Annotated in this window: 32 protein-coding genes; 8 read left to right on the top strand and 24 right to left on the bottom strand. The window is 34.9% G+C overall.

Going from position 1 to position 25964, the window contains the following annotated elements:
* Nucleotides 1-10 precede the first annotated feature (10 nt).
* Complete coding sequence (gene uvrC, locus V4D31_RS00755) at nucleotides 11-1774, top strand: excinuclease ABC subunit UvrC (protein ID WP_353686339.1); 1764 nt, start codon at nucleotides 11-13, stop codon at nucleotides 1772-1774.
* On the opposite strand, the gene V4D31_RS00750 is transcribed toward uvrC, so the two are convergent.
* From V4D31_RS00750 to infB, 4 genes are read right to left on the bottom strand one after another with little or no spacing between them, the layout of a single operon-like run.
* Nucleotides 1767-2546, bottom strand: coding sequence for a ParA family protein (locus V4D31_RS00750; protein ID WP_353686338.1), 780 nt, complete (start codon nucleotides 2544-2546; stop codon nucleotides 1767-1769). The genes uvrC and V4D31_RS00750 overlap by 8 nt on opposite strands.
* Before the next feature lie 15 nt (nucleotides 2547-2561).
* Nucleotides 2562-3587: a bifunctional oligoribonuclease/PAP phosphatase NrnA gene (locus tag V4D31_RS00745; protein ID WP_353686337.1), complete on the bottom strand. Its 1026-nt coding sequence runs from the start codon at nucleotides 3585-3587 to the stop codon at nucleotides 2562-2564.
* Nucleotides 3584-3940, bottom strand: a complete 357-nt coding sequence (gene rbfA / locus V4D31_RS00740) for a 30S ribosome-binding factor RbfA (RefSeq protein WP_353686336.1) — start codon at nucleotides 3938-3940, stop codon at nucleotides 3584-3586. Before rbfA ends, V4D31_RS00745 begins: the two co-directional genes overlap by 4 nt.
* Before the next feature lies 1 nt (nucleotide 3941).
* Nucleotides 3942-6200, bottom strand: a complete 2259-nt coding sequence (gene infB, locus V4D31_RS00735) for a translation initiation factor IF-2 (RefSeq protein WP_353686335.1) — start codon at nucleotides 6198-6200, stop codon at nucleotides 3942-3944.
* Between the two features lie 84 nt (nucleotides 6201-6284).
* On the opposite strand from infB, the gene rpmB reads away from it, so the two are divergent.
* The 6 genes from rpmB to V4D31_RS00705 are packed head-to-tail and all read left to right on the top strand — an operon-like array spanning nucleotide 6285 to nucleotide 8241.
* Nucleotides 6285-6473: a 50S ribosomal protein L28 gene (rpmB, locus tag V4D31_RS00730; RefSeq protein ID WP_353686334.1), complete on the top strand. Its 189-nt coding sequence runs from the start codon at nucleotides 6285-6287 to the stop codon at nucleotides 6471-6473.
* Nucleotides 6474-6475: 2 nt separating this feature from the next.
* Nucleotides 6476-6934, top strand: a complete 459-nt coding sequence (locus V4D31_RS00725) for a DUF721 domain-containing protein (protein WP_353686333.1) — start codon at nucleotides 6476-6478, stop codon at nucleotides 6932-6934.
* Nucleotides 6935-6945: 11 nt separating this feature from the next.
* Nucleotides 6946-7293 (top strand): hypothetical protein, encoded by a 348-nt coding sequence (locus V4D31_RS00720; RefSeq protein WP_353686332.1) that lies wholly within the window; start codon nucleotides 6946-6948, stop codon nucleotides 7291-7293.
* Nucleotides 7286-7540 (top strand): glutaredoxin family protein, encoded by a 255-nt coding sequence (locus V4D31_RS00715; RefSeq protein ID WP_353686331.1) that lies wholly within the window; start codon nucleotides 7286-7288, stop codon nucleotides 7538-7540. The genes V4D31_RS00720 and V4D31_RS00715 overlap by 8 nt, the downstream gene beginning before the upstream one ends.
* A 1-nt stretch (nucleotide 7541) precedes the next feature.
* The gene (locus V4D31_RS00710) at nucleotides 7542-7865 is read left to right on the top strand and encodes a ferredoxin-thioredoxin reductase catalytic domain-containing protein (protein ID WP_353686330.1); all 324 of its coding nucleotides are present in this window, start codon (nucleotides 7542-7544) and stop codon (nucleotides 7863-7865) included.
* A 4-nt stretch (nucleotides 7866-7869) separates the two neighbouring features.
* Complete coding sequence (locus V4D31_RS00705) at nucleotides 7870-8241, top strand: DVU0772 family protein (RefSeq protein WP_353686329.1); 372 nt, start codon at nucleotides 7870-7872, stop codon at nucleotides 8239-8241.
* On the opposite strand, the gene V4D31_RS00700 is transcribed toward V4D31_RS00705, so the two are convergent.
* Nucleotides 8236-8889, bottom strand: coding sequence for an HAD-IA family hydrolase (locus V4D31_RS00700; RefSeq protein ID WP_353686328.1), 654 nt, complete (start codon nucleotides 8887-8889; stop codon nucleotides 8236-8238). The two genes, V4D31_RS00705 and V4D31_RS00700, sit on opposite strands and share 6 nt — an antisense overlap.
* Nucleotides 8876-9451, bottom strand: coding sequence for a hypothetical protein (locus tag V4D31_RS00695; protein ID WP_353686327.1), 576 nt, complete (start codon nucleotides 9449-9451; stop codon nucleotides 8876-8878). The genes V4D31_RS00700 and V4D31_RS00695 overlap by 14 nt, the downstream gene beginning before the upstream one ends.
* An 82-nt stretch (nucleotides 9452-9533) precedes the next feature.
* Here V4D31_RS00695 and bioD point away from each other — a divergent pair, with 82 nt between their 5' ends.
* Nucleotides 9534-10256 carry a dethiobiotin synthase gene (gene bioD, locus V4D31_RS00690; protein ID WP_353686326.1) on the top strand — a complete coding sequence of 241 codons (723 nt, stop codon included), beginning with the start codon at nucleotides 9534-9536 and terminating at the stop codon, nucleotides 10254-10256.
* Here the strand turns inward: bioD and panD are convergent.
* The 18 genes from panD to V4D31_RS00600 all read right to left on the bottom strand — a co-directional run bounded on the left by panD (nucleotide 10247) and on the right by V4D31_RS00600 (nucleotide 25954).
* Nucleotides 10247-10606, bottom strand: coding sequence for an aspartate 1-decarboxylase (gene panD, locus V4D31_RS00685; protein WP_353686325.1), 360 nt, complete (start codon nucleotides 10604-10606; stop codon nucleotides 10247-10249). The genes bioD and panD overlap by 10 nt on opposite strands.
* Before the next feature lie 17 nt (nucleotides 10607-10623).
* The gene (gene gatC / locus V4D31_RS00680; RefSeq protein WP_353686324.1) at nucleotides 10624-10911 is read right to left on the bottom strand and encodes an Asp-tRNA(Asn)/Glu-tRNA(Gln) amidotransferase subunit GatC; all 288 of its coding nucleotides are present in this window, start codon (nucleotides 10909-10911) and stop codon (nucleotides 10624-10626) included.
* A 2-nt stretch (nucleotides 10912-10913) separates the two neighbouring features.
* Nucleotides 10914-13013 carry a UvrD-helicase domain-containing protein gene (locus V4D31_RS00675; RefSeq protein ID WP_353686323.1) on the bottom strand — a complete coding sequence of 700 codons (2100 nt, stop codon included), beginning with the start codon at nucleotides 13011-13013 and terminating at the stop codon, nucleotides 10914-10916.
* 35 nt (nucleotides 13014-13048) lie between these two features.
* The gene (glmS, locus tag V4D31_RS00670; RefSeq protein ID WP_353686322.1) at nucleotides 13049-14890 is read right to left on the bottom strand and encodes a glutamine--fructose-6-phosphate transaminase (isomerizing); all 1842 of its coding nucleotides are present in this window, start codon (nucleotides 14888-14890) and stop codon (nucleotides 13049-13051) included.
* Nucleotides 14890-16245, bottom strand: coding sequence for a bifunctional UDP-N-acetylglucosamine diphosphorylase/glucosamine-1-phosphate N-acetyltransferase GlmU (glmU, locus tag V4D31_RS00665; RefSeq protein WP_353686321.1), 1356 nt, complete (start codon nucleotides 16243-16245; stop codon nucleotides 14890-14892). The genes glmS and glmU overlap by 1 nt, the downstream gene beginning before the upstream one ends.
* Nucleotides 16245-16856 carry a DUF502 domain-containing protein gene (locus V4D31_RS00660; RefSeq protein WP_353686320.1) on the bottom strand — a complete coding sequence of 204 codons (612 nt, stop codon included), beginning with the start codon at nucleotides 16854-16856 and terminating at the stop codon, nucleotides 16245-16247. The genes glmU and V4D31_RS00660 overlap by 1 nt, the downstream gene beginning before the upstream one ends.
* 1 nt (nucleotide 16857) lies before the next feature.
* Complete coding sequence (locus tag V4D31_RS00655) at nucleotides 16858-17613, bottom strand: YebC/PmpR family DNA-binding transcriptional regulator (protein ID WP_353686319.1); 756 nt, start codon at nucleotides 17611-17613, stop codon at nucleotides 16858-16860.
* 59 nt (nucleotides 17614-17672) lie between these two features.
* On the bottom strand, nucleotides 17673-18422 hold the full coding sequence (locus tag V4D31_RS00650) for a hypothetical protein (RefSeq protein ID WP_353686318.1): 750 nt from the start codon (nucleotides 18420-18422) through the stop codon (nucleotides 17673-17675).
* Nucleotides 18419-18988: an orotate phosphoribosyltransferase gene (gene pyrE / locus V4D31_RS00645; RefSeq protein ID WP_353686317.1), complete on the bottom strand. Its 570-nt coding sequence runs from the start codon at nucleotides 18986-18988 to the stop codon at nucleotides 18419-18421. Before pyrE ends, V4D31_RS00650 begins: the two co-directional genes overlap by 4 nt.
* Nucleotides 18969-19166: a HepT-like ribonuclease domain-containing protein gene (locus V4D31_RS00640; RefSeq protein ID WP_353687104.1), complete on the bottom strand. Its 198-nt coding sequence runs from the start codon at nucleotides 19164-19166 to the stop codon at nucleotides 18969-18971. The genes pyrE and V4D31_RS00640 overlap by 20 nt, the downstream gene beginning before the upstream one ends.
* A 78-nt stretch (nucleotides 19167-19244) precedes the next feature.
* Complete coding sequence (locus tag V4D31_RS00635) at nucleotides 19245-20138, bottom strand: GGDEF domain-containing protein (RefSeq protein ID WP_353686316.1); 894 nt, start codon at nucleotides 20136-20138, stop codon at nucleotides 19245-19247.
* A complete protein-coding gene (pyrF, locus tag V4D31_RS00630) occupies nucleotides 20135-20842 on the bottom strand; it encodes an orotidine-5'-phosphate decarboxylase (protein ID WP_353686315.1) in 708 nt (235 codons plus the stop codon). The genes V4D31_RS00635 and pyrF overlap by 4 nt, the downstream gene beginning before the upstream one ends.
* Nucleotides 20839-21387, bottom strand: a complete 549-nt coding sequence (dcd, locus tag V4D31_RS00625) for a dCTP deaminase (protein ID WP_353686314.1) — start codon at nucleotides 21385-21387, stop codon at nucleotides 20839-20841. The genes pyrF and dcd overlap by 4 nt, the downstream gene beginning before the upstream one ends.
* A 5-nt stretch (nucleotides 21388-21392) precedes the next feature.
* Nucleotides 21393-23294, bottom strand: coding sequence for an ATP-binding protein (locus tag V4D31_RS00620; protein WP_353686313.1), 1902 nt, complete (start codon nucleotides 23292-23294; stop codon nucleotides 21393-21395).
* A gap of 2 nt (nucleotides 23295-23296) precedes the next feature.
* Nucleotides 23297-23518, bottom strand: coding sequence for a sulfurtransferase TusA family protein (locus V4D31_RS00615; protein WP_353686312.1), 222 nt, complete (start codon nucleotides 23516-23518; stop codon nucleotides 23297-23299).
* Nucleotides 23500-23754 (bottom strand): HypC/HybG/HupF family hydrogenase formation chaperone, encoded by a 255-nt coding sequence (locus V4D31_RS00610; protein WP_353686311.1) that lies wholly within the window; start codon nucleotides 23752-23754, stop codon nucleotides 23500-23502. The genes V4D31_RS00615 and V4D31_RS00610 overlap by 19 nt, the downstream gene beginning before the upstream one ends.
* Nucleotides 23727-24215, bottom strand: a complete 489-nt coding sequence (locus V4D31_RS00605) for a HyaD/HybD family hydrogenase maturation endopeptidase (protein ID WP_353686310.1) — start codon at nucleotides 24213-24215, stop codon at nucleotides 23727-23729. The genes V4D31_RS00610 and V4D31_RS00605 overlap by 28 nt, the downstream gene beginning before the upstream one ends.
* Nucleotides 24216-24283: 68 nt before the next feature.
* Complete coding sequence (locus tag V4D31_RS00600; RefSeq protein ID WP_353686309.1) at nucleotides 24284-25954, bottom strand: nickel-dependent hydrogenase large subunit; 1671 nt, start codon at nucleotides 25952-25954, stop codon at nucleotides 24284-24286.
* Nucleotides 25955-25964 lie beyond the last annotated feature (10 nt).

Here is a 25964-nt window from a genome sequence, read left to right as displayed (position 1 = left end):
CAATAATTATATGATTGATTTAACCACGGTGCCTTCTTTGCCAGGAGTTTATATTTTTAAGGATGCCTCTGAAAAGGTTCTTTATGTTGGAAAGGCAAAAAATCTTAAAAACAGGCTCAAGAGTTACTTTCAAAGCAGTGAACTTGACGAAAGAAAGAAAAAAATGGTTCAGTTTGTAAAGGATTTCTCCTACATTGTTACATCAAATGAGTATGAAGCCCTTGTTCTTGAAGCAAACCTTATAAAAGAGTATAAACCACCTTACAATGTTTTATTAAGAGATGATAAAAATTATCCATACCTAAGAATAACAATTACTGAAGACTGGCCAAGAATAGATGTTGTTCGGAAGCCAAAGAGAGACGGTAATTTATATTTTGGTCCTTATGTTCCTGCTCAATCAATGTGGGAAGCTTTATCATTTATAAGAAGAAATTTTCCAATAAGAACCTGCAAATACAATTTAAACAAACCTATTCGTCCTTGTGTTCAATATCAGATGAAAAGATGTCCTGCTCCATGTGCTGGTTTAATAAAAAAAGAAGATTACATGAAAGGAGTTGAAGAGGTTGTTTTATTTTTAAAGGGTAAAAAAACTGAGTTACTTGATAGATTGTATGAAAAGATGCAAAAACTTGCTCAGGAACTTAAATTTGAAGAAGCTGCTGTTGTTAGAGATCAGATTAGAAGACTTGAAAGGATATTTTCTCAACAGAGAGTGGTCTCTCAAGCTATTGAAGACATGGATGTTATAGGGCTTTATATGAAAAATTCAAAAATATCCGTCAATGTTTTATTTGTAAGGAATGGCTTGCTTATTGGCTCAAAAGACTGGATAGTTAAAAAGGCTTTTTATGAAAATGAAGGAGAGCTCATCAGCTCAGTAGTTGAGGCTCTCTATTCAAAGGATTTACTGATTCCTTCAACGATTATGATGAAAAAATTACCGGAAAGTCTTGATGAAATAAAGGAATGGCTAAAAGTTCAAAGAGGTGCTCCTGTTGAATTCAAAACTCCTTCTTCTGAAGAAGAAAGAGCACTTCTTGATATGGCATTAAATAATGCAAAAATTCATATAGAATCAAAGCTTTCACCAGTAGAGACTACACTTGAAGAGCTTAAACAGAGACTTAATCTTATAGAAACTCCTTCCAAAATTGGTGCCTTTGATGTATCAACTCTTTTTGGAGCTCATTCTGTGGGAAGTTTCATTTACTGGGAAGACGGAAACTTTAGCAAAAATTTTTACAGACATTTAAAAATAAAGGAACCCCGGGGAATTGATGATTATTCAGCCATGAAGGAGATTGTCTTAAGAGTTGTAAGAAAGTTTGACACAGATGAAGGAGTTCCAAAACCAGATTTAATTCTTATTGATGGTGGTTTAGGACACTTAAATACTGCATTGAAAGTTATAAATGAGTTGAAAGAGGAGCTACCATGTTTTGCAATTGCAAAGGAACCTGACAGGCTTGTTTTTCCTGATGGCAAGGAGATACTTCTTGAAGATAAAAAATCCTCTTCACTTTTACTAAAAAAAATAAGAAATGAGGCTCACAGATTTGCCATATCCTATCATAAAAAGCTCAGAAAGAAAGCCACTTTTCAGTCAGTTCTTGAAAAAATCCCAGGAATTGGTAAAAAAAGAAGGCTTACACTGCTCAGACATTTTGGCAGCATTGAAAAAATAAAGACTGCATCCTTAGAGGAAATAGCATCTTTACCAGGATTTAACCTGACAGTTGCTCAAAAAGTTATTGAAGCACTTAATTGAGATGTTTATCTTTTTCTTTCTGAAGGATTTCTTCTGCAAGTTCCCTGTAAGCAATACTTCCCTGAGCTTCTGGAGCATAAAAAATAGCAGGCAATCCATTCATGGAGGCCTCAGCAAGGGCAATGTTTCTTGGTATACAGGTTTCAAAAGTTTTTGAACGAAAAACTTTTTTTATATCCTCTGCAGTGGTTCTGCTTAAAGTAAGATGCTTGCTAAACATTGTAAGCAGAATCCCTTCAAGTTCAAGCGATTCATTAAAATTCCCTTTTATTCTCCATAAAAGTTTGATAAATACTCTCAAAGCCTCCAAAGCAAACTGCTCACATTGAACAGGTATTATTACAGAGTCTGAGGCAACAAGGGCACAAAGCGCAAGAAATGAAAAGGAGGGAGGGCAATCAATGAAAATATAATCAAATTCTTCTTTACAGGACTTAAGCAAACACTTCAGTTTTTTTTCTCTCTCTTCAGTTTCAAATATCTCAAGTTCTGCCATGAATAGATCAATTCTTGAAGGAATTACATAAAGATTTTTAAATGGCTGAATTAAAACTTCCTTGAGTGTTGCTTTGTCTGCGTAAAGTTCGTATAGTCCTTTAATTTTTTCTCCATTTTTTCTCATTCCCAAACCAAAGGTAAGACTTGCCTGAGGATCTGAATCTATTACAAGAACTTTTTTACCTTTTACTGCCAGAGAAGCTGAAAGATTAATAGCTGTTGTTGTTTTGCCAACACCACCTTTCTGACTGGCTATTGCTATTATTTTCCCCATTTGGACAATTTTAAACTACTCTTGAACATTTGAACAATCTTGAACAATTTTGAACAATGTATCATTGCAGGCTTTTAATTTTTCTATAAGTCTCCTCCGTGCTTCTTCAAAGGATGTTTTAATTCTAAATCCGGCTGCATTTTTGTGACCACCACCACCAAATTCTGTCGCAATCCTGCTAACATCAACATCACCCTTTGAACGAAGGCTTACTTTAATGAAGTCTCTTTCAACCTCTCTAAAAAGCACTGAGACATTGACATCTTTCAAAATTCTCAAAAACTCTACAAATCTCTCAGTATCTGCCTCAGAAGTTTCAGTTTCTTCAAAATCCTCTTTACTTATAAAACCTATTGCAATTGGAGGTATTATTTCAACTGTATTCAGCATTTTTGTAAAAAGTTTAAATCTATTTTCACTCCACGATTCAAAACTCTGTTGATAAATATATGAAGGTTTAGCTCCACATCTTACTAACTCTGATGCCACCTGTAAAACCTCTTCAGTGGTATTGTCAAACTGGAAATTACCGGTATCCACAATTATTGCTGTATAAAGAGCTGTGGCAATTTGAGGAGTTATTTTGCCATTGAGTGTTTTTATGAGATAATAAATCATTATGCCTGTGGCTGCAGCCTCTGGTTCAATCCACTTTATACTGGATAGATCAACTGTTTTGTTAATTTCAATGTGATGGTCAATAATCAACTTAGTGTTAAAAGCTGAAGCTTGAATGGTTTCAATAATTTCTTTTTTATAGCTTATTCTGGCAACAGTATTGCAATCAACAAGAATTAAAACAGGCTTAAGGCTTGAGGCTTGAAAATTTTCAATGTTTTTAATTAGTTCAATTCCTGGAAGAAACTGATACTGCTGAGGGGCTGGTTCTGCATAAACTTCTGCTTTTTTGCCAAGCTGTTCAAGTAAAAACTTTAAAGCAATTGCTGAACCAAAGGCATCTCCATCAGGCGTTGTATGGGTAAGTATCAAAAAAGAGTTATTCTTCTGGATTGCATTAATTAAATCTTTCGGTGGTTTCAAACCTCCTCCGGAGCCTTTTTAATTTCTTTTAAAAGTTGATCAATTCTAAATCCGCGCTCTATAGATTCATCAAAAACAAATTCAAAAGTGGGTATTATCTTTATTCTGAGTCTTCTGGCTATCTCACTTCTTATAAATCCCTTTGCTTCATTTAAAATCTGAAGTGAAAGCTCTCTTTCCTCTGAGTTAAGCACAGAGATAAAAACTCGCGCCTGTCTGAGGTCATCTGAAAGTTTCACATCAGTTACTGTGACAAAACCAAGTCTGGGATCTTTTATTTTATGTAAAATTATCTGAGCAACCTCTTCTTTTAAGAGAACTCCAAGTCTTTGAGACCTTTTATATGGATGCATTTTAAATACCTTTTACAGGAATTTTTTCAAGAACATAATTTTCAAGAATATCGCCTTCTTTAATATCATTAAAGTTTTCTATTGTTAAGCCACATTCATAACCAGCTTGAACTTCTCTTACATCCTCTTTAAATCTTTTTAAAGAACTTATTCTGCCTTCATAGACCACTATATTGTCTCTTATTACTCTTATTCCATCACTTGCTCTTGAGATTACTCCATTTAAAACATAACAACCTGCTACTGTCCCAACTTTTGAAATTTTAAATACTGCTCTTACCTCTGCCCTACCCAGAACTCTTTCTTTAATTTCTGGTTCAAGCATTCCCTGCAAAGCTTTCTTTACATCATCAATTACTTCGTAAATAATGCTATAAAGCTTAATGTCAACACCAAGCTGGTCAGCCAGTTCTTGAGCTTTTGTTTCTGGACGAACATTAAATCCTATTATTATTGCATTGGCAGTGGCTGCAAGATTAACATCAGATTCTGTTATACCGCCAACAGCTGTATGTATAACCCTGACTTTAATATCAGGATGACTTATCTCCTCAACTGCTTTTTTCAATGCTTCCACTGAACCCTGGACATCACCCTTTATTATTAAATTGAGCTCCTTAACTTCTCCTTCTTTAATTTTCTCATACAAATCCTGCAGTGTCAGTTTTTGAGCTTTTTGCATCTCGGCAAGTCTTTTCTTCTGTGCTCTTGCATTGGCTATCTGACGAGCAATCTTTTCATCTTCCACAACTATGAAACTGTCTCCTGCCTGAGGTACTTCTTCAAACCCTACTACTTCAACAGGAGTTGATGGTAGAGCTTCATTAACTCTTTTACCTGTATCATCAATTAATGCTCTTACTTTTCCATAAGTTGTTCCTGCAACAAAAGCATCTCCAACCCTTAAAGTCCCGTTTTGAACAATCACTGTTGCCACAGGACCGCGACCTTTGTCAAGTCTGGATTCAATTATTGTTCCTCTTGCAGGCTTATTTGGATTTGCTTTAAGTTCCATTATTTCTGCTTGAAGGAGTATCATTTCCAGTAAATTTTCTATACCTATTCTTTTTTTTGCTGAAATATCAACGAATATATTCTGACCACCCCATTCTTCTGGAATAACTCCATGTTCACTGAGCTGGGTTCTTACTCTCTGAGGATTTGCCTCTGGCTTGTCTATTTTGTTTACTGCAACTACAATTGGAACACCAGCTGCTTTAGCATGATTTATTGCTTCAATTGTCTGTGGCATTACTCCATCATCAGCAGCAACAACAAGAACAACAATATCAGTAACTTTTGCTCCTCTTGCTCTAAGAGCTGTAAATGCCTCATGTCCAGGGGTATCAAGAAATGTAATATCTTTGCCTGCAAGACTAACCTTATAAGCACCTATGTGCTGAGTGATTCCTCCTGCTTCCTGTTCTGTTACCTTTGTTTTTCTTATTGCATCAAGCAGTGAAGTTTTACCGTGATCAACATGCCCCATAACAGTTACAATAGGAGGTCTTGGTTGAAGTAGCTCTGGAGCATCCTCTTGCTCCTGTATTACATCAATTTCTTCAGCCTGAGCAAGCTCTACTTTCACTCCAAAGCTTTCTGCTATGAGCTGGGCTGCATCTAAGTCAACAGGCTGATTAATTGTTGGCATGTAACCGAGTTCCATGAATTTTTTTATAACATCAGAGACTTTTTGACCGATAAGCTCTGCAAATTCTTTAACTGTTGTGCCTTCTTCTATCTTAATAGACTTTTTTCTCGGAGCAGTTGATGGGACCTGAACAGACTCTTCCTTTTTAAATTTGTTTTTAACTTTTTTTTGTTCTTTTATGTCAAGCCACTTTTTTGGTTCTAATTTTTTGGGAGGTATTCTGTTTATTACAGGTTTTGGTTTTATTTTTTCAATTTTTTCAAAAGATATTTCTCTTCTAAATCTTCCTGGCAAATGTATCTCTTCTTCGTCTTTTATTTCTTCTTCAATAATTTTAGGAATTTTAGGCGCTTCTTCTTTCTCTATCTCTTTTGTCTCTTCAATTTTTTTTACTTCAACTGTTTCTATCTTTTCCTCCATTTTCTCTGGTTGTTTTTCTTCTTTGAAATGCTGTTTTATTAAGTCAACTTCCTCTGGTTCTATGTTGATGTTTGTAGTTCTTTTTTTAAACTGGACATTTCTAATTTTTTCAACAAATTTTACAATTTCTGAAGGTTTTACACCAAGCTGTTTAGCTAATTCTATGCTTCTAACTGCTTTATCAGACATAATTTAATTCTTCCCTCCTTGTCTCTAAATCAATAAAATGTTATCATAAATAATTAAGTATATGCAAATTAAGGAGGAGGAAAAATGGCAAGCTGCTATGTATGTGGCAAGAAAAAAGTGGTGGGACACAATGTAAGCCATGCAAATAACAAAACAAAAAGATATTTCTTTCCAAATCTTCAGAGAATGAAAATTGTTACTGAAAAAGGCCCAAGAAGAGTGCATGTATGCACAAGATGTCTTCGTTCAGGTCTTGTCAAAAAAGCGGTTTAGACATGGAGAAAATAGGACAAGTTTTACCTGCTTTACTCAATAATTTTGGTATAGAAGAAGCAGTATCACTAAAATTTTTAAGAAAAAGATGGGACGATCTATTCGGTTGTCCTGTTAAAGAGCATACTTTTCCAAAGGATTTGAAAAATGGTGTTCTTTATGTGGTAGTTAACTCTCATGTATGGCTTTCTCAGCTAATATTGTTAAAAGATGAATTTGTTAAAAAACTTCATATTTATGGAATAAAGGATGTGGAATTCTGTTTTGGAAGAATTTACAGAAATCAAAAAGAAAAGAGTAAGGAGAAAGAAATCACTGGTTTATCTCAAGAACAGCAAGAATGGATGGAAGATATTACGAAAAATATAAAAGATGAGGAGATAAGAACAACTGCTGAAGCTCTTATAAAAAAATATCTTTTTTTTATAAATCAAATTAAATCCAGGCAAAATAAAAATTAAGGAGTTTAATAATGACAGAGTTTAATTTCATTTTTAAGGATTACTCAGAGGAAGAAAGCAAAATTTATGAAGGAGCCATGAAAAAAATAATGCAGAACATAAAGAATGGAATGTCCTTCAGAGATGCTGTTGACAATGTAAAGGTGGATGATAATGAATTAAAAGCTTTGATAGAAGATGATGCATTAAAGATACTTATTGCAGAGCTCTGTTATGTTTCAAAAATTCCCTTTGAAGAGTTGGCGAATATGTTAAAGCTTCCTCTTGAAACAATAAGAAAGGCAAACTTTGAGATGCTTGAAGATGTTCAATTAACTCTCAACAATACTTTTAACAAAAATAGGAGGGGCAATGCATAAAAGGGTTAGATTATATTCATTGAGCACATGCCCTGTATGTAAAAAAGTAAAAGAATTCTTAAAGAATAATTCTGTGGAATATGAGTTAATTGAGGTTGATACTCTTGACAGTGCAGAACAATGGCTTGCAATGAAAGAACTGAAAAAAATCAATCCTCAGGAAACCTTTCCAACAGTTGTTGTTGAGAAAGCTGTAGTAGGCTTTGATGAGGAAATTCTTAGAAAAATTCTGGAACTGAATGCCTGATATGACGCCAGAAAAACTCTATGAAATCTTAGAAAAATATGCCATGTCAAGGGGCTGGGAGCTAAACAGGGATAAAGAGTTTGTATTTGAACTTTTGAAGGGATTGCTTAAAAATGAAGAACGCTATGGTTACAGATCATGCCCGTGTAGACTGGCTTCAGGAGACAGAAAGGCAGATGCTGATATAATCTGTCCTTGCATTTACAGTGCAGAGGATATAAAAGAATATGGAAGATGCTATTGCGGTCTTTATGTAACGAAAGAATACAATGAGGGAAAGATAAAACAAAATATTGTCCCTGAAAGAAGAAATAAAGGGAGGTGATTTTATGATTTTTAGTGAATTAATAACACTTAAAGAGTTAAAAGAGGACCCCTATTTTAGAGAAAATATGTTATGGGATGTGGAGCCAGAAGAAGTTATGTCTCCAAGATGTATAAAGGAAGGAGATAAATTAGTTTATAAAGGTCCTATTAAGGGTTATATTCCATATATTGACACTTCAGGTGCAAAGCCTGTTCTGTTCATAATGAGACATACTCAGATGGATTATGGAGAAACCATAGCAAGAATAGATGAAATTCCTGAAGAAATGCTTATTGAAGCTGTGAATGAAAACAGGCACAAAATATGCTTTGGAATGTGTCCCATAAATGAAAAGATAAAACAGTGGCTAAAAAGAGAACTCGGAGCTTTATAAATGAAAAATTTCTTCAAATTTCATTATTGTTAAAAATTGCTTTGATTGTCGTGGAACAGAGCGGGCAGAAGAAACTGCTCTTAAAATAGGTAATTTTATTCCTGCAAGTTTAGCTGTATGGAGAATTTCTTCTGTATCGTCAATAAAGATTGAAGAGTCTGGTTCAAAATAAAGTTTTTCTTTAAGTATTTCCCAGAATTCAATTTTCTCCTTGGGATAGCCAATATCAAAGGCTGTAAACAAATTATGAAAATATTTATCAAAGCCTGTTTTCTTAAGTTTAAGTTCCATTACTTTGTTGTGAGCATTTGTTACAAGATAGATTTTTTTCCCATTGGAGCTTACAAATTTTAAAAATTCTTCAGCATCTGGATGAGGACAAATAAGATGCTCCACTTCCTTTTTAAGCTGGAATATATCAAGACCTGTTTTACCTGACCAGAAATCTATATCTGTCCAGTTAAGAGTTCCTTCTTCTGCTTTGTACATTGAAAAAAGTATTCTTTGAGCTTCCTCAAAGTTTATTCCTTGTTTTTCAGCATATTTTTGAGGCACATAAATCTCCCAAAAGTAATCATCATAATACTTATCCAGTATAGTTCCGTCCATGTCCAGAAGAACTGTTTTTATTTCATTAAAAAGTTTCATCTTCTGCTGAATACCAGGACATATCAATATAAAATCTCATTCTTTCGTAAATGGTGCGTAAGATATTGCTTAATTCAAAAAACATCTCTTCATAAAACTGAAGATCCTTTAATTCTTCTTGAGAAGCTGGATAGGAATAAGCAATTTCATATTTATCTTCCTCCATCAGATCTTTTCCAATGAACTCTTTTTTTACTAAAACCAGATCCAGCTCAGGATGCTCATTAACTATCTCTTCAAAAAGCTCATTTATATTATTATATCCTTCAAGAAATGGAAGGTTTATAACAACTTCAATCTCTACCATGTTTTCAAACTCCTCAGAGTCCTGTTCCTCCTCATCTTCATCATAAAGAAAAGAACTACTTGTCTGAAGGGCATTATAAGAAAATGACACTGCAGCACTTATTGGATAAGGAGGTTTAATTTCCGGCAATGTCATTAAAAGCTTGCTCTCTTTATTTAAGGAATACTGCTCAATGTATGTGGACATATCATACACATCAAGATAATTTTTTGCTGCATCCATTATTCTCATCTGTAATTCTTCAAATCTTATCATAGTTCCTCCATATCGGGTTGCCTTTAGTTTATATAACATTATACCATATAACGATAAAATTCTTTGAAAGGGAGGATTTAGTATGAAGACTGGATACTTTATTACAGGCACAGATACTGGAGTTGGAAAAACTATTGTTGCAGCAGCAATACTGAGGAGTTTTATAAAAAAGGGACTAAAAGTAGGTGCAATGAAAGTTATTGAAACAGGGTGCCTTAACAAAGATGGAATACTGCTACCAAGTGATGGAATGCTTTTAAGAGACATGGCTGAGATGAATGACTCTGTTGATTTAATAACGCCTGTAAAAATGGAGAATCCATTGAGCCCCCTCGTGGCATCAAGGCTTGAAAATAAAGAAGTTGACATTGATAAAATCTTTAAATCCTTTGAGACACTTAAGAAAAAGTATGACTATCTTCTCATTGAAGGTGTAGGTGGATTAATGGTTCCTCTTATCAAAGAAGAAAAAAAGAAAACAAATTTTTATTTTGTCAGAGATTTAATTAAGGATATGGAATTACCTGTGATAATAGTAACGAGACCAACTCTTGGCACAATTAATCATACACTTCTTACACTTGAGGCATTGAAAAATAAAAAAATTTCTGTAAAGGGTTATATTATTAATTTTTCTGAGCCTGCAAAAAATGATATTGCTGAAAAAACAAATCCTCAGGTTTTAAAAGAATTGCTTGATATACCCTGTCTTGGAGTATTTCCATACTTATCTGAACTAAATAAAGACAGAATAGGCGAAACAGCCCTAAAAAGTCTTGATATTGAAGCATTAATTCATGGATAGATTTTTACAGGATTATTATTTTCATCAAGGATTACAATCTTGGGCTTGTGTAAAGGAATTTCATTTTCCGTAAGATAACCATAGGAAAAAATAACAATTCTGTCTCCTACCTGAGCCTTTTTGGCAGCTGGTCCATTAAGTCCTATTATTTTTGAGCCTTTTGGAGCAGGAATAACATAGGTATCGAATCTTTCTCCATTATTCATATTGCTTATCCACACCCTTTCATAAGGCAGTATTCCAGCAATCTCAATCAGCTCAGCATCAATACTTATTGAGCCTTCATAAAATAAATTAGTTTCTGTTACCTTTGCCAAATGCAGTTTTGCTCTTAAAAAACTTCTCAGCATTTGTTTTATTTTATCATTTATTCTATTATTTTGGGGACTTTAAAAAATTTCTCTGTAGCCTGGGGTGCATTTTTTAATGCTTCCTGTCTCGGTAAAGACTCCTTAACAACATCTTCTCTAAATACATTATTAAGCTCAATAACATAGGATGTAGGCTCTATGTTGGTTGTATCAATCTCATTTAATTTTTCAACATACTCAAGAATGCGGCTTAATTGATCCTGATAAAGCTCTATTTCTTTCTCATCAAGTTCAAGCCTGCTTAGCATTGCAATATGCTTTACCTCTTGTTTTGATATTTTCATTTTTACACCCTCTCTAAGTTTACAATTTTTGGAGCTAATTTTTTAACTCCTATACCTGGAAAGTTAACAACCACCTTTAAATCATCTCCCTCTCCATAACAGTCTCTTACAACTCCAACTCCCCATGTGGGATGCTTTACTTTACATCCTATCACAAATGGATGCTTAACCCTGGGTTTGTCTGATTCCTTTTTGTCTGGAGTAAAAGTGGAATAATCCTTTCTGATGCATGTGCAGTATTCAGGCGGAATGTCTTTGATAAAGCTTGAAGGTTCCTGTTTCTGAACTTTTGAATAAAGCTTTCTCTGCCTTACACTTGTAATATATAAAAGATTTTTGGCTCTTGTCATCCCCACATAAAAAAGCCTTCTTTCTTCCTGCAATTCCACCGGATCTTCAAGCGCCTTAAAGTAAGGTAAAACTCCCTCTTCACAGCCTGCGATGAAAACCACTGGAAACTCAAGCCCCTTAGCAGCATGAAGGGTAAGTAGGCTGACTCCGTTTTTCCTGCTTTCCCATGTATCCACGCTTGAAAGAAGAGCAACTTTATCAAGAAACTCTCTTACAGATACTTTTTCAGCAGAGCTGAGAAGTTCTAAAACATTCTGAATTCTATCCTCTTCAATTTCCTCAAGATATCCAGTAAGATTCAATATATCCCTTATCATGGATGCAGCATCCTGATACTCTTTCTCAGAAAGTTTATCTATAATATTGGTAAATGATAAAAGAGTTTCTTTTAAATTATCTGAAACAGTATTGTCTTTTATTATCTTTTTTATCGCTTCATAGTTTGATATCATGTGTTTTTTAGCCTCATTTTCAATTTTTGACAAAGCAGCAGCTCCAATTCCTCTTGGAGGATTATTGATTATTCTCATAAGACTTAAATTGTCTTCTTTGTTTAAAATAAATCGCATATAAGCAAGCACATCTTTTATTTCTTTACGGTGGTAAAAGCTTACTCCACTTATTACCTGATAGGGTATTTCTTCCATTCGCAAAGCTTCTTCCAGTGCTCTTGCCTGAAGAACCAATCTATAAAGAATGGCAAAATCTCTAAATTCGTAATCACCTTTTAAATAAAGCTCTTTTATGTTTTTTGCTATATATTTTGCTTCTTCCTCTTCATTGCTTAATTGACAGTAAAAAATTTTTTCTCCCCAATCTCTTTCTGTCCAGAGAGTTTTTGATTTTCTCATTGGATTTTTTGAAATCATAGCAGTGGAAGCAAGAATTATATGCTTTGTAGAACGATAGTTTTGTTCCAGTTTAACTACTTTTGTCTTTGGAAAGTCTTTTTCAAAGTTAAGGATGTTATAAACATTTGCTCCTCTGAATTTGTAAATACTCTGGTCATCATCTCCAACAGCGCAGATATTTCCATGATACTTGCAAAGAAGTTGTAACAGTTCATATTGAGATTTATTGGTATCCTGAAATTCATCCACAAGTATATATCTGAATTGTTCAGAGTATCGCCTGAGTAAATCTTCATTTTCTCTTAATAACTTTATTACGCAAAGAATTAAATCATCAAAATCCAGAGCATTGCATTTTTGAAGTTCTGTCTGGTATCGCATATATATCCTGCCAAGCCTTTCTTCAAGCTCATAACCTTCAATATTTGAAATGTAATCTTCAGGAGTAACCAGATTTGACTTCAAGTTACTTATTTTGTTTACAACACATTTGCATAAAGCTTCATGCATATTCAGGTCTTTTAAGATTCTCTTTATCAGCCCTGCCTGGTCATCTTCGTCATAAATAATAAAGTCTTTTTTGTAACCAATTCTTTCAATGTGAGCCCGGAGTATCCTTACACACAGAGAATGAAATGTTCCTATCCAGGGATTTTTGAGGGTGCCTTTACAGATTTTAAAGATTCTTTCCTTCATTTCATCAGCTGCCTTGTTAGTAAAAGTTACAGTGAATATGGAAGATGGATGCAGTCCCATAGCTTCTTTAAGATACGCATACTTATAAGTAATCACCCTTGTTTTACCACTTCCTGCTCCTGCAAGAACAAGAAGCGGACCTTCACAGTAAAGAACTGCTTCCTGCTGTGCCGGATTTAATTCCGACAGGGGGAAATCTTTCATGGCTATACCCCTCTTATTTTATTTTTTTTATAAAACTATTCAACGGTAACACTCTTTGCAAGATTTCTCGGTTGATCCACATCACATCCTCTTAAAACTGCCACATGATAAGCAAGTAACTGAAGAGGAATGCTGAAAAGCACTGTGTTGAGATAGGTATGTATTCCCTCCACATAAATAAATCTATCGGACAACTTTTTGAGTTTTTCCTTCTTACTGTCTGAAATAGTAATTATAAAGCCATCTCTTGCCTTTATTTCCTCCATGTTGGACAGGGTCTTGTCAAGATAAAAATCATCTGAAACAATGAAAACTACAGGGAATCCTTCCTCTACAAGGGCAATGGGTCCATGTTTCATCTCGCCAGCAGCATATCCTTCTGCATGAATATAGGATATTTCTTTGAGTTTGAGCGCACCTTCAAGCGCAACAGGATAGCAGAGTCCTCTACCAAGATAGAGAAAATTTGGTTTTCTGTAAACTTCTTTTGCAAGTTGTTGAATCCTATTTTCAAGCTTTAAAGCCTCTTCAGCCATTCGTGGAAGCATGAGAAGATTCCTTAAAAAACTTATGTAACTTTGCTCTACAAGTAATCCCTTTGCCTTTGCCAAAGCAAGAGTAAGAAGATAAAGGGCTACAATCTGAGTGGTAAAAGCCTTTGTTGAGGCAACTCCTATCTCCGGACCTGAGTGGGTATAAAAAACTCCGTCTGCTTCTCTTGATGCTGTGCTTCCTACTACATTGCATATAGCGAGAGTTTTTACTCCTGATTTTTTAGCAAATCTCAAGGCTGCAAGAGTGTCTGCTGTTTCTCCAGACTGGGTTATTGCTATAAATAGAGAGTCTTGCTCAAAGGGAACATTTCTATATCTGAATTCAGAAGCAATATCTGTCTCCACAGGTGTTTTTGCAATATTTTCAATCATATATTTACCAATCAGACAAGCATGGTAGGATGTGCCACAGGCAACAAGATATATTTTTCTTGTAAGAGCAAGCTCTTCAAATCTTATTCCAAGCTCCTTATAAACTACCTCTGAACCATCGGGTAAAACCCTCCCTCTTATTGTATCTGCAATAGCTCTCGGTTGTTCATGTATTTCCTTGAGCATAAAATGCTTGTATCCGCCCTTTTCAGCCATTGAGGCTGTCCATGTAATGGTCTGTATTTTCTTTTTCATTTCTTTACCATTTATATCAAATACTTCAAAATTATCCTTTCTGAGGACAATCATTTCACCATCATCAAGAAAGATTACTCTGTTACAGTAATTGAGAAATGCCGAGACATCAGAGGCAATGAACTTTTCATTATCCATAATTCCAGCAACAAGAGGGCTTTCCATTCTTACGCCAATTATTTTATCAGGCTCTTTATCTTCAATTATTACAACAGCATAGGAACCTTTGAGCATTTTAACTGCCTGTTTTACTGCTTCCTCAAGATTAAAATTAGCTCTGTACTTGTTTATGAGATGAGCAATTACTTCTGTATCAGTCTCAGAGATGAATTTATAGCCTTCCCGTTTTAATTCATCTTTCAATGTAGCATAGTTTTCAATAATACCGTTATGAACAAGAGCAATTCCGCCAGAGCAATGGGGATGAGCATTTAAACTTGATGGTTTACCATGAGTTGCCCATCTTGTGTGTCCTATTGCCAGAAAGAGTTGTGAACTCAAAAGTTCAGGATTCTGTGTTTTAATAAGTTGTTCCAGATCTTTAATCTTTCCTTCGCATTTTACAGTTTTAATTCTACCATCAGATAAACAGGCTATTCCAGCTGAGTCATATCCTCTGTATTCAAGCCTTCTTAATCCATCAAGCACTATCTGGACAGCATTTTTATCACCTATATATCCAATAATGCCACACATTATTTTTTCTCCCGCTTTTTCTTTGCCCAGCCTTCAATGTTTCTCTGGGGAGTTCTGCTGATTGCAAGTGAGTCCTCAGGGACATTCTTTGTAATTGTAGAACCTGCACCTATGTATGCACCTTTGCCAACTTTTACAGGAGCTACAAGCTGCGTATCACTTCCTATGAAAACATTGTCTTCAATTATTGTTTTATGCTTCCTTTTACCATCATAATTACATGTTATTGTTCCTGCTCCTATATTTACATTTTCACCAATTTCAGAGTCTCCGAGATAGCTTAAATGTGCTGCTTTTGTTCTATCTCCAATTACTGATTTTTTAACCTCTACAAAGTTGCCAATTCTGCATTCCTTGCCAATAACACTTTCAGGTCTTAGATGGGCAAAAGGACCAATCTTTGAACCTGCTTTTACATGAGAGCTTTCAATCACTGTGCAGTCTTTTATTAGAACATTGTCTTCAATTATGCTGTCACGAATTCTTGTTCCCTGATAAATAACACAGTTTCGTCCAATTGTGGTGTCTCCTTCAAGAAAAACATCTGGGTAAATTATTGTGTCCTGTCCAATTTTTACAGATGGAGAAATCCATACAGAGCCTGGATCATAAAAAGTAACTCCTTCATTCATCCACTCTTTAACAACTCTGTCTCTTAGATATTTCATAGCAAGAGCAAGTTCTTCACGATTGTTTATTCCAATTAATTCATCCTCTTGTGCCAGTGCATAGGCATCAACTTTATATCCTTTAGATATGGCTATTTCCACAATATCTGTTAAATAAAATTCACCTTTGCGAGGATTTATTTTAATCTCTTTAACAAGCTCCAGAACTTCTTTTTTTACCAAATAAACCCCGCTGTTAGCCTCACCTGATTCAGAACCAGTGTAATCTGTAATTTCAACTATTTTTTCAACATCTCCTTTAGAGTTTCTCAAAATTCTTCCATAAGAATGCTCACGGCCTGGATAAAAAGAAAGAATTGCCAAATCCTGAGCTTTCTCGTCAAAAATTTTTAAAAAATTTAAAAGGGTGTCCTTTTTTATCAAAGGGGTATCACCATTAAGAATAAGTATTTTTTCATTTTTTATGTAAGGCAAAGCAGAATATAAAGCATTGGCTGTGCCCTTTGGTTCGTTCTGAAAAACAATTTTAATAGCTTTAGAGTTAAGATATTGTATCACTTCAGTTAAAGATGGATTGACGACGACAAGTATACTTGCAGGTTTTAGACTCTGAGCACATTCTATAACATAATCTATAATTGGTTTATCAAAGATCCTGTGAAGCACTTTTGGCAGCGTGGATTTCATCCTTGTCCCCATTCCTGCTGCCAGAATTACCACATCCATTATTTATCACCTCTTATTATCTGTGGTGCTGCTATTCCACCTGAAAGAATTATCTTTACTCCTTCCTGAACTGGAATATTTGTATGAATTACACTTTCAGGCTCAAAAAGCACAACTTCTCCAAGATAGAGATTATTCGTTGGTATGTAAACTGCAATAAGCTTTTTTTCCATATCCCCTTCTTTTAAAAAACACTCCTTTGTCTGAAATCCGAACATGAAACTGTCCTTTCTTGGATATTCAACAATTACAAACTTCTGAAAAGAAGTTTTATTTTCAGGAGAGAAGGCATCAATTAACTGTTTCAGTGAAGAATAAAGGCTTTTAAAAATGGGAATTTTAAGAAAGAGCAATTTTTCAATCTGGTCTAAAAGCTTTTTCCCAAAAACATTGGTTGATACAACTCCTACAAAAAATACAATTATCAATGCTGTTATAAATCCTAATCCTGCAATGTGTCTGCCAAAAATATAGTCATAGATTGGACCTAAAAGACCATCTATGATTTTAAAAATTTGAATTAAGATAAAGATGCTTATTGCTACAGGAATTGTTACTATTAGACCGGCAATAAATTTTCTTTTAAAAGTAAGTCTAATAGATGGTTCCATGCTATGCTTCTGCCTTGCTCATTGCCTCATCTGGAATATCAAAGTTTGCATAAACATTTTGCACATCGTCATGGTCCTCTAAGGCATCCATGAGTTTCAGCATTTTTTCTGCATCTTCTCCTTCTACAGGAACATAATTTTTAGGTAACATCGTGACCTCTGCCAGAGAGACATTTATACCAGCGTTCTCAAGAGCCTCCTTTACATCTTTTAATTTTTCAGGTGAAACAATAATTTCATAACTGTCCTCTTTTGGATCATTTTTCACATCTTCAACACCTGCCTCCAGTGCAACTGAAAGAAGTGTGTCTTCATCAACTGTGTTTTTATCAACAAGAATGTATCCTTTTTTCTCAAAAATCCATGAGACACATCCTGACTCACCAAGACTTCCACCATGCTTTGAAAGAAGATGTCTTATCTCAGATACAGTCCTGTTTTTATTATCGGTCATTGCTTCAATTAAAAGTGCCACTCCTCCAGGACCATAGCCTTCATATACAACTTCCTCATATGCTGTTCCAGCAAGCTCGCCTGTTCCCTTCATTATTGCTCTTTTGATGTTATCCATAGGCATGTTTACTTCTCTTGCCTTTTCAATGGCTACTCTCAGTCTGGGATTTTTTTCAGGATCTCCACCGCCAAGACGGGCTGCTACTGATATTTCTTTTACAAGCTTTGTAAAAATTTTTCCTTTTCTTGCATCAACCTGAGCTTTTTTATGTTTGATTTGTGCCCATTTGGAATGACCTGCCACAATAACCTCCCCGAGAAGGATGGAATATTTTTAATAATAATAAGATTTTTCCTTTTATGTCAAATTGTTACTTCTTCCAGAACATTCAAAGCATCAATAAATAAAGAATTTTTAATACCTCCAACTGTAAGCTCCTTAATAAATAAACTTCTTTGCGCTTTTATAAATTCAGATTTATCCATTGAAGCAATACGACATATTTCATCAATAAACTCAGGAATAATAGGAACTTCAAAAAAACCATTCTGCGAATGCACGAATTTTTTAAAAAAGAGATTGTCTTCAAATTTCAGGAAAATCCTCTCCATTAGCTCTCTTTGAAAGAGAAAATTTTCAAAATGTTTATAAAAATTTTCTTTCAGTTCCTTATCTACAAATTCACCGTCCCATACTACCATAGCATCTTCATGAAATCCTTTACATGCTTTGAAAGCTCCTCTTCTTCTTTCTGTTATTACAAGATCCTGTAGCTCCTCTGGAAAAGTTACTGAAAATGGAATAACACTGCATTGAAGAGGTTTTGATTTGCCGTGCAGTGAACATAAAGAATTTTTAAGCATTCTACATCTTTTTTTTAGACGATTCCCAGCTATGAAGTCTCCGATTATGTAAGAAGTTTTGTATACAATTGCAAAATTTTTTATATAATTTTCATGAACTGAATTAAAGGGATAGATTTTTCTGAATCCGACTGTAATTGGGAAAAATCTGTAAAACCTGTCAATCTCTCTTAAAGTAACAATGGTTGCTCCTCCACAACAAACAGAGGAGCATTGAATTATGCATTGAAATCTAATCTGTTTTTTCACTTTCTAAACTGCATTACATCATCCCTTAATACCACTGCTTCTAAATTTGCAGGAAATCCACATTCTTCAAGAAATTTTAATATATTTTCTCTTCCACCTTCCTGCCTGTCAACAAGAACAACAACCTTTTTTACAAAAATTCCTGCCTCCTTAAGGCGAGTTATTGCCTGAATTGTTGAGCTTCCCGTTGTAATAACATCATCCACAACTACCACGCTATCACCTTCCTTAATATTTCCTTCAATCCATTGCATTGTGCCATGTTCCTTTGCTTTTTTTCTCACAACGAATGCTTCTACTGGGTTACTTCTTAGATAGGATGTATAGGCTACAGCAGTAGCAATTGGGTCAGCTCCAAGAGTAAGGCCTCCGATGCCTTTTACATTCAGATCAGCAATCATGTCATAGATAATGTTGCCTATCAAATACATTCCTTCTGGAGAAAGGGTTACTGCTTTACAGTTAAAGTAATAATTACTCAGTCCTCCAGAGGTAAGCCGAAATATGGGAGTTTTAGAGTATTTAAATGCCTTTTCGTAAATAAGCTTAATGAGTTTTTCTCTCATGATTTTCAGTTTCAGCCTCCAGTAGTTTTATTACGGTTTTTTTAAACTCTCCTATAACTTCCAGATTTTTTGTAAATTCATAAACTTTTTTAAAATCTATCTGTTTATAACGATGTATGAGCAAATTTCTAAAACGATCCATGCTTGAAAGCGCTTCAGATATGTTTTGGCTGAATATTCCTTATGCAACAGTAAAAAGCATCAATGCTGCTAATACCAAAGCCACTGCTTTCATAGTTCAACCTCCTCTTTTCTTTTATTCTACATCAAAATCCTGAAAAATTACTCTATTTCTTCCTTGCTGCTTTGCTTTATAAAGAGCAATATCTGCTTTTTGAATTATTTCATCAATTGAACATCTTTGTTCTGCATAATATGTTGTGAATCCTATGCTTATTGTTACTTTAATCTTTTCTCCCTTAAATGTATAAAAATCATTTTTTTCAACTGTTTGTCTAAAAGCCTCTAAGATATCCTTTGCAGTCATCTCATCAGTGCTTGGCAGAACAACGCAGAATTCGTCACCTCCATATCTTCCTATCAATGCCATTTCAGGCATACTTTGATGAGCAAGATGTATTAGCTCCATTAAAACTTTGTCACCTGTTTGATGCCCGTAGGTATCATTTATTTTTTTAAAAAAGTCTATATCAAACATTGCCAAAGTTAAAGGCTCTTTATAAAGATTGCACCAATGAATCTCCTCATTCATTCTTTCTATTAAAAAGCCTCTTTGATAAGCTCCTGTTAATGGATCTCTTGTTAAGAGACTTTTAAACTCTTTTTTAAGTCCCACAATTTCTTCTGCCTTATTTATTTTCATTAAAATCTCGCATTTTAACAATGGCTCTATAACATAATCAAAAATTTCAAAATTGCACAATTTTTCAATAAGTTTTCCTTCTTTTCTCTTAAATATCAAGATTAAAGGAATTTCTCTTATAGAAGGTGCACGGGTGATTTTTTCTAATAACTTCCAGCATGCTTTTCCGCAAAAATCAATAATAATTATGTCAGGCTCAATTTTGTAAATCCTTTCTACTGTTTCATTGTCAATGGGAGAAATGGAAAGATCTTTAAATTCTTTATTTAAAAAATCAGACAATTTTTTTAATAATTTTTTTCTATTTGAACAAATACACAGCATCATGAGTTTATCATATCAACAATCATTCTCTGAGGAAAATTACTGTGTGTAATGGCTCTTCCAATCACAATGTAGTCTGCACCTTCAGAGAAGGCTTCGTGAGCAGTGGCAACTACTTTTTGATCATGAAAATTAGAATTTTTCAGTCTTATTCCTGGAGTTACAACTATAAAGCCTTGTCCACACACCTGCTTAATTGTTTTTACTGAAGAAACTGCAGAAACAACTCCATCTAATTCTACCTGTTTTGCCTTTAAGGCTAAATTTTTAACTAAGGATTCTCGAGAAATTGGAAAAGATAGAGCTTCAACCAGATCCTTTTCATCAAGACTTGTTAAAACAGTAACTGCCAAAATCTTGGGAGGCGGAATATTTTCTTTGTAAGAGTATTCCTTTACAGCCAGGGCTGCTTTCTTCATCATTTCAGTTCCACCTAAAGCATGAACTGTAAGCATATCAATTTCATATTGAAGCACAGACTGCACAGCTTTGTAAACCGTATTTGGAATGTCATGAAATTTAAGATCAAGAAAAATTTTTTTACCTTTGTTTTTAAGAATTTTTAAAATCTCATGTCCTTCGCTTAGAAAAAGCTCAAGTCCAACTTTATAAAAATTAATGACTCCTTCAAGTTGATCAACTATCCGTAAGGCATCTTCTTTTTTTGAAAAATCAAGAGCAACTATTATACGGGATGGGTCAATCATATCTTTGGTAAAACTATGCCCTGTTGAGCTTGGTACTTACCTTTTCTATCAGCATAGGAGATCTCGCATTCTTCCTCTGCTTTTAAGAATATGAGCTGAGCAATACCTTCATTTGCATAGATTTTTGCTGGAAGTGGCGTGGTATTTGATATCTCTATTGTTAAGTAACCCTCCCACATCGGCTCAAGAGGAGTCACATTTACGATTATTCCGCATCTTGCATAGGTTGATTTTCCAATGCATATTACGAGCACATCTCTTGGAATCCTAAAATACTCAACAGAACGGGCAAGGGCAAAAGAGTTTGGTGGAATAATGCATACATCACCCTTAAATTCAACAAAACTTTTAGGATCAAAGTTCTTAGGGTCAACCACTGTATTGTTTATGTTGGTAAAAATCTTGAATTCATCAGCAACTCTCATGTCATAACCATAGGAACTCACTCCATAAGATATGACACCTTCTCTTACAAGACCTTCCTCAAAGGGCTCAATCATTCCCTTGCGAGCCATTTCTTTTATCCATTTGTCATTTCTGACCATAGGCTTTACTCCTTTTTATCAAGAATGTTTCTGATTCTAAACAAAATTTCCTCTGGAAAAATTGTTTTTTCCATTGTAATCACATCTTTTAACTGAACAGGATGTCCACTCATTATAATAACCTTTGCATCTGGCTTTATTTTCTTGAGCTGGTTCATAACTTCTATTCCTGAGATTCCTGGCATAACAAGGTCAACAATGCTAAGGGCAATTTCTTCTTTATGTTTTTCAAATATTTCCAAAGCCTCATCTCCTTTTTTAGCTTCATAAACACTGTAACCGTATTCTTTAAGAAAAGAAGAAATAAAACCTCTTGTATGTTCATCGTCATCAACAACAAGAATTGTCTCTGTTCCTTTTAATGCATTTTTATCAATTAAATGTTTCATTTTTCTTTCTTTTACAGGCAGATATATCTTAAATGTTGTTCCTTTTTTAGGTTCACTGTAAACATGAATGTGTCCATCATACTGCCTTACAAGTCCAAAAACTGTAGAAAGACCTAATCCTGTTCCCTTACCCTTTGGCTTTGTTGTGAAAAATGGTTCAAATATTCTTTGCTTTGTTTGCTCATCCATTCCTATTCCTGTATCTGATACACAAATAACAATATAGTTACCGGGCTTCACAAGAGGATGTGTATATGAATACTCAACATCAACAGAGATCTCTTTTAAACCAATTGAAAGCTCTCCTCCTTCTGGCATAGCATCACGGGCGTTTGTAACAAGATTCATAAGAATTATCTCAAGATAGGAAGGATCTATTTTATAAAAAATTTCTTCTTCTGGAAGATTAAGTTTAAACTCAATGTCTTTTCCAATAATAGTTTTTACAAACTCTGAAAAATCTTTTAGATATTTATTTAAGTTTACTTCCTGAGGCTCTCCGAATTCCTCTTTTCTGCTAAATACAAGCAGTTTCTTTGCCAAATCTCTTGCTCTTTCTCCAGCATCAATAATTTTTTCAACAAAGTTTCTAAGTTGTGGTTCTTCAATTTTTGTATAAAGAAGTCCAGCAAATACTATTATTCCAGTAAGAATGTTGTTAAACTCATGGGCAACTCTTCCTGAAAGCATTCCTAAAGACTCCATTTTTTGAGAGTGAATAAGTTGTTGCTGTATCTTTTTTCTCTCTGAAATATCAATTATAGAGGCTATTGATTTTTTTGTATAAGGAACCATCCCAACATTCAAAAGAACATCTTTGATCTTTCCATTTCTGTCCTTAAGCTTTGATTCATACTGTCTTGGAGCAAGAGATGGAGAAATTCTTCTTAGTTTGTGATACTCTATCATTTTGTCAAGCATCTCTTCAGAGAAAAATTCTGTCCACTTCATCTTACCTTCAATTTCTTCTTTTTTGTATCCTGTTAAAGCCTCAAACTCAGAATTTGTGTATTCAATTGTCATGTCTTCTTCAACAACTATAATTGCAACCCCAATTGATGAAAGGATAGTTCTTTCCTGTTCATAGAGCTGCAAAATTTCTTCATATTGCTCTTTAATTTTATTTATGTATTCAACAAATCTGTCTCTCTGTTTATTTATCAGATGTCCGAGCATTCTTAAAATTTCTATTTGATAGTCCTCTGAAGTAGTTGCTGTGAAGTCTCCTTCATATAGTCTTTTTAAAACATCAAAATGCTCACATATTCCAATTGCAAGCTCATGAGTAAGGGAAATCATAGCAGAAACTTCTTCTGAAACTTTATTTATAGAATTAATCAATCTCTGAACAGCATAACGCTCAAACTCTAAATCTATTTTTTGTGATGGATCTCCCTGAGAAATTCTTTCTAAGACATCACTGCAAAGATGAAGAACTTCGCTTAAAGCATATCTATGTTCGCAAAAAGGATTGTCGCATCTGAGATATCCACCATAAGGACAGGGATGCTCTTGCATTATTAAATCCTTATTGTAACCTTTAGTTTGTTTCCGAATTTTTCTATGTTAAGGATTGTTTTACCAAGTTTTAAAGCCCATGCTTTTATATCTTTTTCAAATGTAGGACAGTCTCCTATAACTTCTATAACTTCGCCTTTTTTAAATTCTGGATAAATAGCACTGAGTTTTAGAACAGGAATAGGACATCTTAATCCTGAAAAATCTAAGCTTCTGTCTGCCAATTTTTTTCCTGTTCCTCCATTTCCCTGAATATCTTTTCAAAAATTTTCAATGCTTCTTCTGCCTCTGCTGGCTCCATTTTATTTATTGCAAATCCTGCATGAACAAGAACATATTCACCAATCTTTGGTTCCTCAGGAAGCAACATTAAACTAACTTGCTTTCTTAACCCCATTACATCAACAGTTGCCATATAGCCGTCAATTTCTACTATTTTTGATGGGACTGCAAGACACATTTTATCCCCCAGCTGCCTAAAATTTTTAAAACTTCATCAATTAACTCATTTATTTTACCAGCTAATGTCTCTGAAAGGTCAAGTCCAATATCAATTATCTCAGGCTGGATGCCAACTAACACAACCTCCTCAGGCATAAAATCCATCAATCTTGCAACTTCTAAGAGATCCTGAATACCTACATGATGTAAAGAAAGCTTTGTTTTTAAATAGGGAGGAATTTCTTCTCCCTTTAAAACGCCTATGTATCCAGGTTCTTTATGAAAATCAACTATGTCTATCAGAATAATTTTTTTATATTTTTCAATGTATGGAAGCAGTTCAAGTCCCAGTGTACCACCATCAATGAGCTCAATGTCTGGTTCAAACTTATAATTTTTCCTCAGTATCTCAACAACTTTTGGACCTACTCCCTCATCCATTAAAAGAATATTTCCTACTCCAATTACACCGATATCCATCTTACTGTCCTCAATAAAAAGCCCTCCCCGCAGGGAGGGCTGGTATTTTTTTGGTTAAAAAGCTTTCTCTATTCTTCTTTGATCTCAATCATATGCATACCACATGCCATACATGGATCATAGGAGTGAATTGTTCTTAAAAGTTCAAGTGGAAGCTTTGAATCAGCAACAGGTGTTCCAACAAGGGCTTCTTCCACAGGACCACGCTGGCCTTTGTTATCCCTGGGCGATAAATTCCATGTGGACGGAACAACCATCTGATAATTAGCAATCTTTCCATCTTTTATTACAACAAAGTGAGCAAGAGCTCCACGAGGTGCATCATGGAATCCAACACCTTTGCACTCTTTGGGCCATGTCTTAGGATTCCATTTATCAGTATCAGCAATCTTTGTGTCTCCTTTTTTCATATTAGCAGCAAGCTCCATTATGTAGTCCTTTGTTTTTCTTGCCATTAGAAGTGTCTCAATTCCTCTTGCAGCAGTTCTTCCAAGTGTTGAGAACAATGCTTCAGGCCCTACTCCAAGTTTCTTTAAAACCATATCAACAACTTCTTTTACATCCTTGTGTCCAAGCCCGTAAGCAACGAGCATTCTTGCAAGAGGTCCTACCTCCATTGGAAGATCTTCATATCTGATTGCTTTACCCCAGCTGTATTTTCCTTCAACATTAAGATACTCATAAGGTGGCTTTGGTCCTGTATAGTTTGGAATTGTCTCACCTTCCCATGGATGAAGTCCTGCATTGTCTCCCTTTGAATACTTATACCATGAATGGGTGATGTATTCTTTAAATTTTTTGTGGTCTAATGGTTCAATTTTTGCTAAATTCTTATTTTTTATAACTCCTCCAGGCAGATACATTTTGCCATTTGCATCTGGCCAGTCTCCACAGGCAAGGAAGTTGTTAAATCCTCCGATTGCTGCCCAATCTTTATAGAAAGATGCAATTGCCAGAAGATCGGGGATGTAGACTTGCTCAACAAATTCAAGAGCCATATCAGCATACTTAAGCATAAATGCAATGCTATCAGCATTAAGTGCATTCTGACTTTCTGGATCAACTGGTGTTGACTGTCCACCAACAACAAATGTCTGTGGATGGGGGTTCTTTGAACCAAGAAGTGCGTGAATTTTGATTATCTCTCTTTGTAAATCAAGTGCTTCAAGATAGTGAGCAACTGCCAAAAGATTTGCTTCTGGTGGAAGTTTGTATGCTGGATGTCCCCAGTATCCATTGCTGAAAATTCCAAGCTGACCTGACTCTACAAAAGCCTTGACTTTATCTTGAATTGCCTTAAAATATGTGGCTGAGTTTTTTGGCCATGAAGATATACTCTTTGCAAGCTCTGAAGTTTTTACAGGATCCGCTTTTAATGCTGATACAACATCAACCCAGTCAAGAGCATGAAGATGATAGAAATGAATTATATGGTCATGAACATTTTGGTTTGCCATTATAATATTTCTTAAGATTCTTGCATTTTCCGGAACTTTTGCTCCTATGGCGTCCTCAACTGCTCTTACAGATGCAATTGCATGAACAGTTGTACAAACACCGCATGCTCTCTGTGTATATGCCCATGCATCTCTTGGATCTTTTCCTTTAAGAATGATTTCCATTCCACGCCACATTGTGCATGAAGAATATGCATCTTTTACTTTTCCACCATTCACGGTGGCTTCAACTCTTAAATGTCCCTCAATCCTTGTTACAGGATCAATGACTAACCTTGCCATACATGCCCCC

It is taken from the genome of Thermodesulfovibrio sp. 3462-1 (assembly GCF_040451425.1).
GTDB classification, from domain to species: Bacteria; Nitrospirota; Thermodesulfovibrionia; order Thermodesulfovibrionales; family Thermodesulfovibrionaceae; genus Thermodesulfovibrio; species Thermodesulfovibrio obliviosus.
Note: the sequence above shows the minus strand (reverse complement) of the source record. Positions and strands in the feature narration are given on the sequence as shown.

What these genes read in the sequence shown, in the direction of transcription:
- pyrF (WP_353686315.1), bottom strand. Translation starts at nt 20,842, where the DNA reads ATGATTGACCCATCCCGTATAATAGTTGCTCTTGATTTTTCAAAAAAA.
- glmU (WP_353686321.1), bottom strand. Translation starts at nt 16,245, where the DNA reads ATGGATGTGGTAATTCTGGCAGCAGGAATGGGGACAAGGATGAAATCC.
- bioD (WP_353686326.1), top strand. Translation starts at nt 9,534, where the DNA reads ATGAAGACTGGATACTTTATTACAGGCACAGATACTGGAGTTGGAAAA.
- glmS (WP_353686322.1), bottom strand. Translation starts at nt 14,890, where the DNA reads ATGTGTGGCATTATTGGATATATAGGTGATAAAAATGCTGTCCAGATA.
- V4D31_RS00705 (WP_353686329.1), top strand. Translation starts at nt 7,870, where the DNA reads ATGATTTTTAGTGAATTAATAACACTTAAAGAGTTAAAAGAGGACCCC.
- V4D31_RS00725 (WP_353686333.1), top strand. Translation starts at nt 6,476, where the DNA reads ATGGAGAAAATAGGACAAGTTTTACCTGCTTTACTCAATAATTTTGGT.
- V4D31_RS00750 (WP_353686338.1), bottom strand. Translation starts at nt 2,546, where the DNA reads ATGGGGAAAATAATAGCAATAGCCAGTCAGAAAGGTGGTGTTGGCAAA.
- V4D31_RS00715 (WP_353686331.1), top strand. Translation starts at nt 7,286, where the DNA reads ATGCATAAAAGGGTTAGATTATATTCATTGAGCACATGCCCTGTATGT.
- V4D31_RS00610 (WP_353686311.1), bottom strand. Translation starts at nt 23,754, where the DNA reads ATGTGTCTTGCAGTCCCATCAAAAATAGTAGAAATTGACGGCTATATG.
- V4D31_RS00675 (WP_353686323.1), bottom strand. Translation starts at nt 13,013, where the DNA reads ATGAAAGATTTCCCCCTGTCGGAATTAAATCCGGCACAGCAGGAAGCA.
- V4D31_RS00635 (WP_353686316.1), bottom strand. Translation starts at nt 20,138, where the DNA reads ATGATGCTGTGTATTTGTTCAAATAGAAAAAAATTATTAAAAAAATTG.
- infB (WP_353686335.1), bottom strand. Translation starts at nt 6,200, where the DNA reads ATGTCTGATAAAGCAGTTAGAAGCATAGAATTAGCTAAACAGCTTGGT.
- V4D31_RS00720 (WP_353686332.1), top strand. Translation starts at nt 6,946, where the DNA reads ATGACAGAGTTTAATTTCATTTTTAAGGATTACTCAGAGGAAGAAAGC.
- rbfA (WP_353686336.1), bottom strand. Translation starts at nt 3,940, where the DNA reads ATGCATCCATATAAAAGGTCTCAAAGACTTGGAGTTCTCTTAAAAGAA.
- V4D31_RS00600 (WP_353686309.1), bottom strand. Translation starts at nt 25,954, where the DNA reads ATGGCAAGGTTAGTCATTGATCCTGTAACAAGGATTGAGGGACATTTA.
- panD (WP_353686325.1), bottom strand. Translation starts at nt 10,606, where the DNA reads ATGCTGAGAAGTTTTTTAAGAGCAAAACTGCATTTGGCAAAGGTAACA.
- gatC (WP_353686324.1), bottom strand. Translation starts at nt 10,911, where the DNA reads ATGAAAATATCAAAACAAGAGGTAAAGCATATTGCAATGCTAAGCAGG.
- V4D31_RS00695 (WP_353686327.1), bottom strand. Translation starts at nt 9,451, where the DNA reads ATGATAAGATTTGAAGAATTACAGATGAGAATAATGGATGCAGCAAAA.
- V4D31_RS00700 (WP_353686328.1), bottom strand. Translation starts at nt 8,889, where the DNA reads ATGAAACTTTTTAATGAAATAAAAACAGTTCTTCTGGACATGGACGGA.
- dcd (WP_353686314.1), bottom strand. Translation starts at nt 21,387, where the DNA reads ATGGTCAGAAATGACAAATGGATAAAAGAAATGGCTCGCAAGGGAATG.
- pyrE (WP_353686317.1), bottom strand. Translation starts at nt 18,988, where the DNA reads ATGAGAGAAAAACTCATTAAGCTTATTTACGAAAAGGCATTTAAATAC.
- V4D31_RS00605 (WP_353686310.1), bottom strand. Translation starts at nt 24,215, where the DNA reads ATGGATATCGGTGTAATTGGAGTAGGAAATATTCTTTTAATGGATGAG.
- rpmB (WP_353686334.1), top strand. Translation starts at nt 6,285, where the DNA reads ATGGCAAGCTGCTATGTATGTGGCAAGAAAAAAGTGGTGGGACACAAT.
- V4D31_RS00710 (WP_353686330.1), top strand. Translation starts at nt 7,542, where the DNA reads ATGACGCCAGAAAAACTCTATGAAATCTTAGAAAAATATGCCATGTCA.
- V4D31_RS00620 (WP_353686313.1), bottom strand. Translation starts at nt 23,294, where the DNA reads ATGCAAGAGCATCCCTGTCCTTATGGTGGATATCTCAGATGCGACAAT.
- V4D31_RS00660 (WP_353686320.1), bottom strand. Translation starts at nt 16,856, where the DNA reads ATGGAACCATCTATTAGACTTACTTTTAAAAGAAAATTTATTGCCGGT.
- uvrC (WP_353686339.1), top strand. Translation starts at nt 11, where the DNA reads ATGATTGATTTAACCACGGTGCCTTCTTTGCCAGGAGTTTATATTTTT.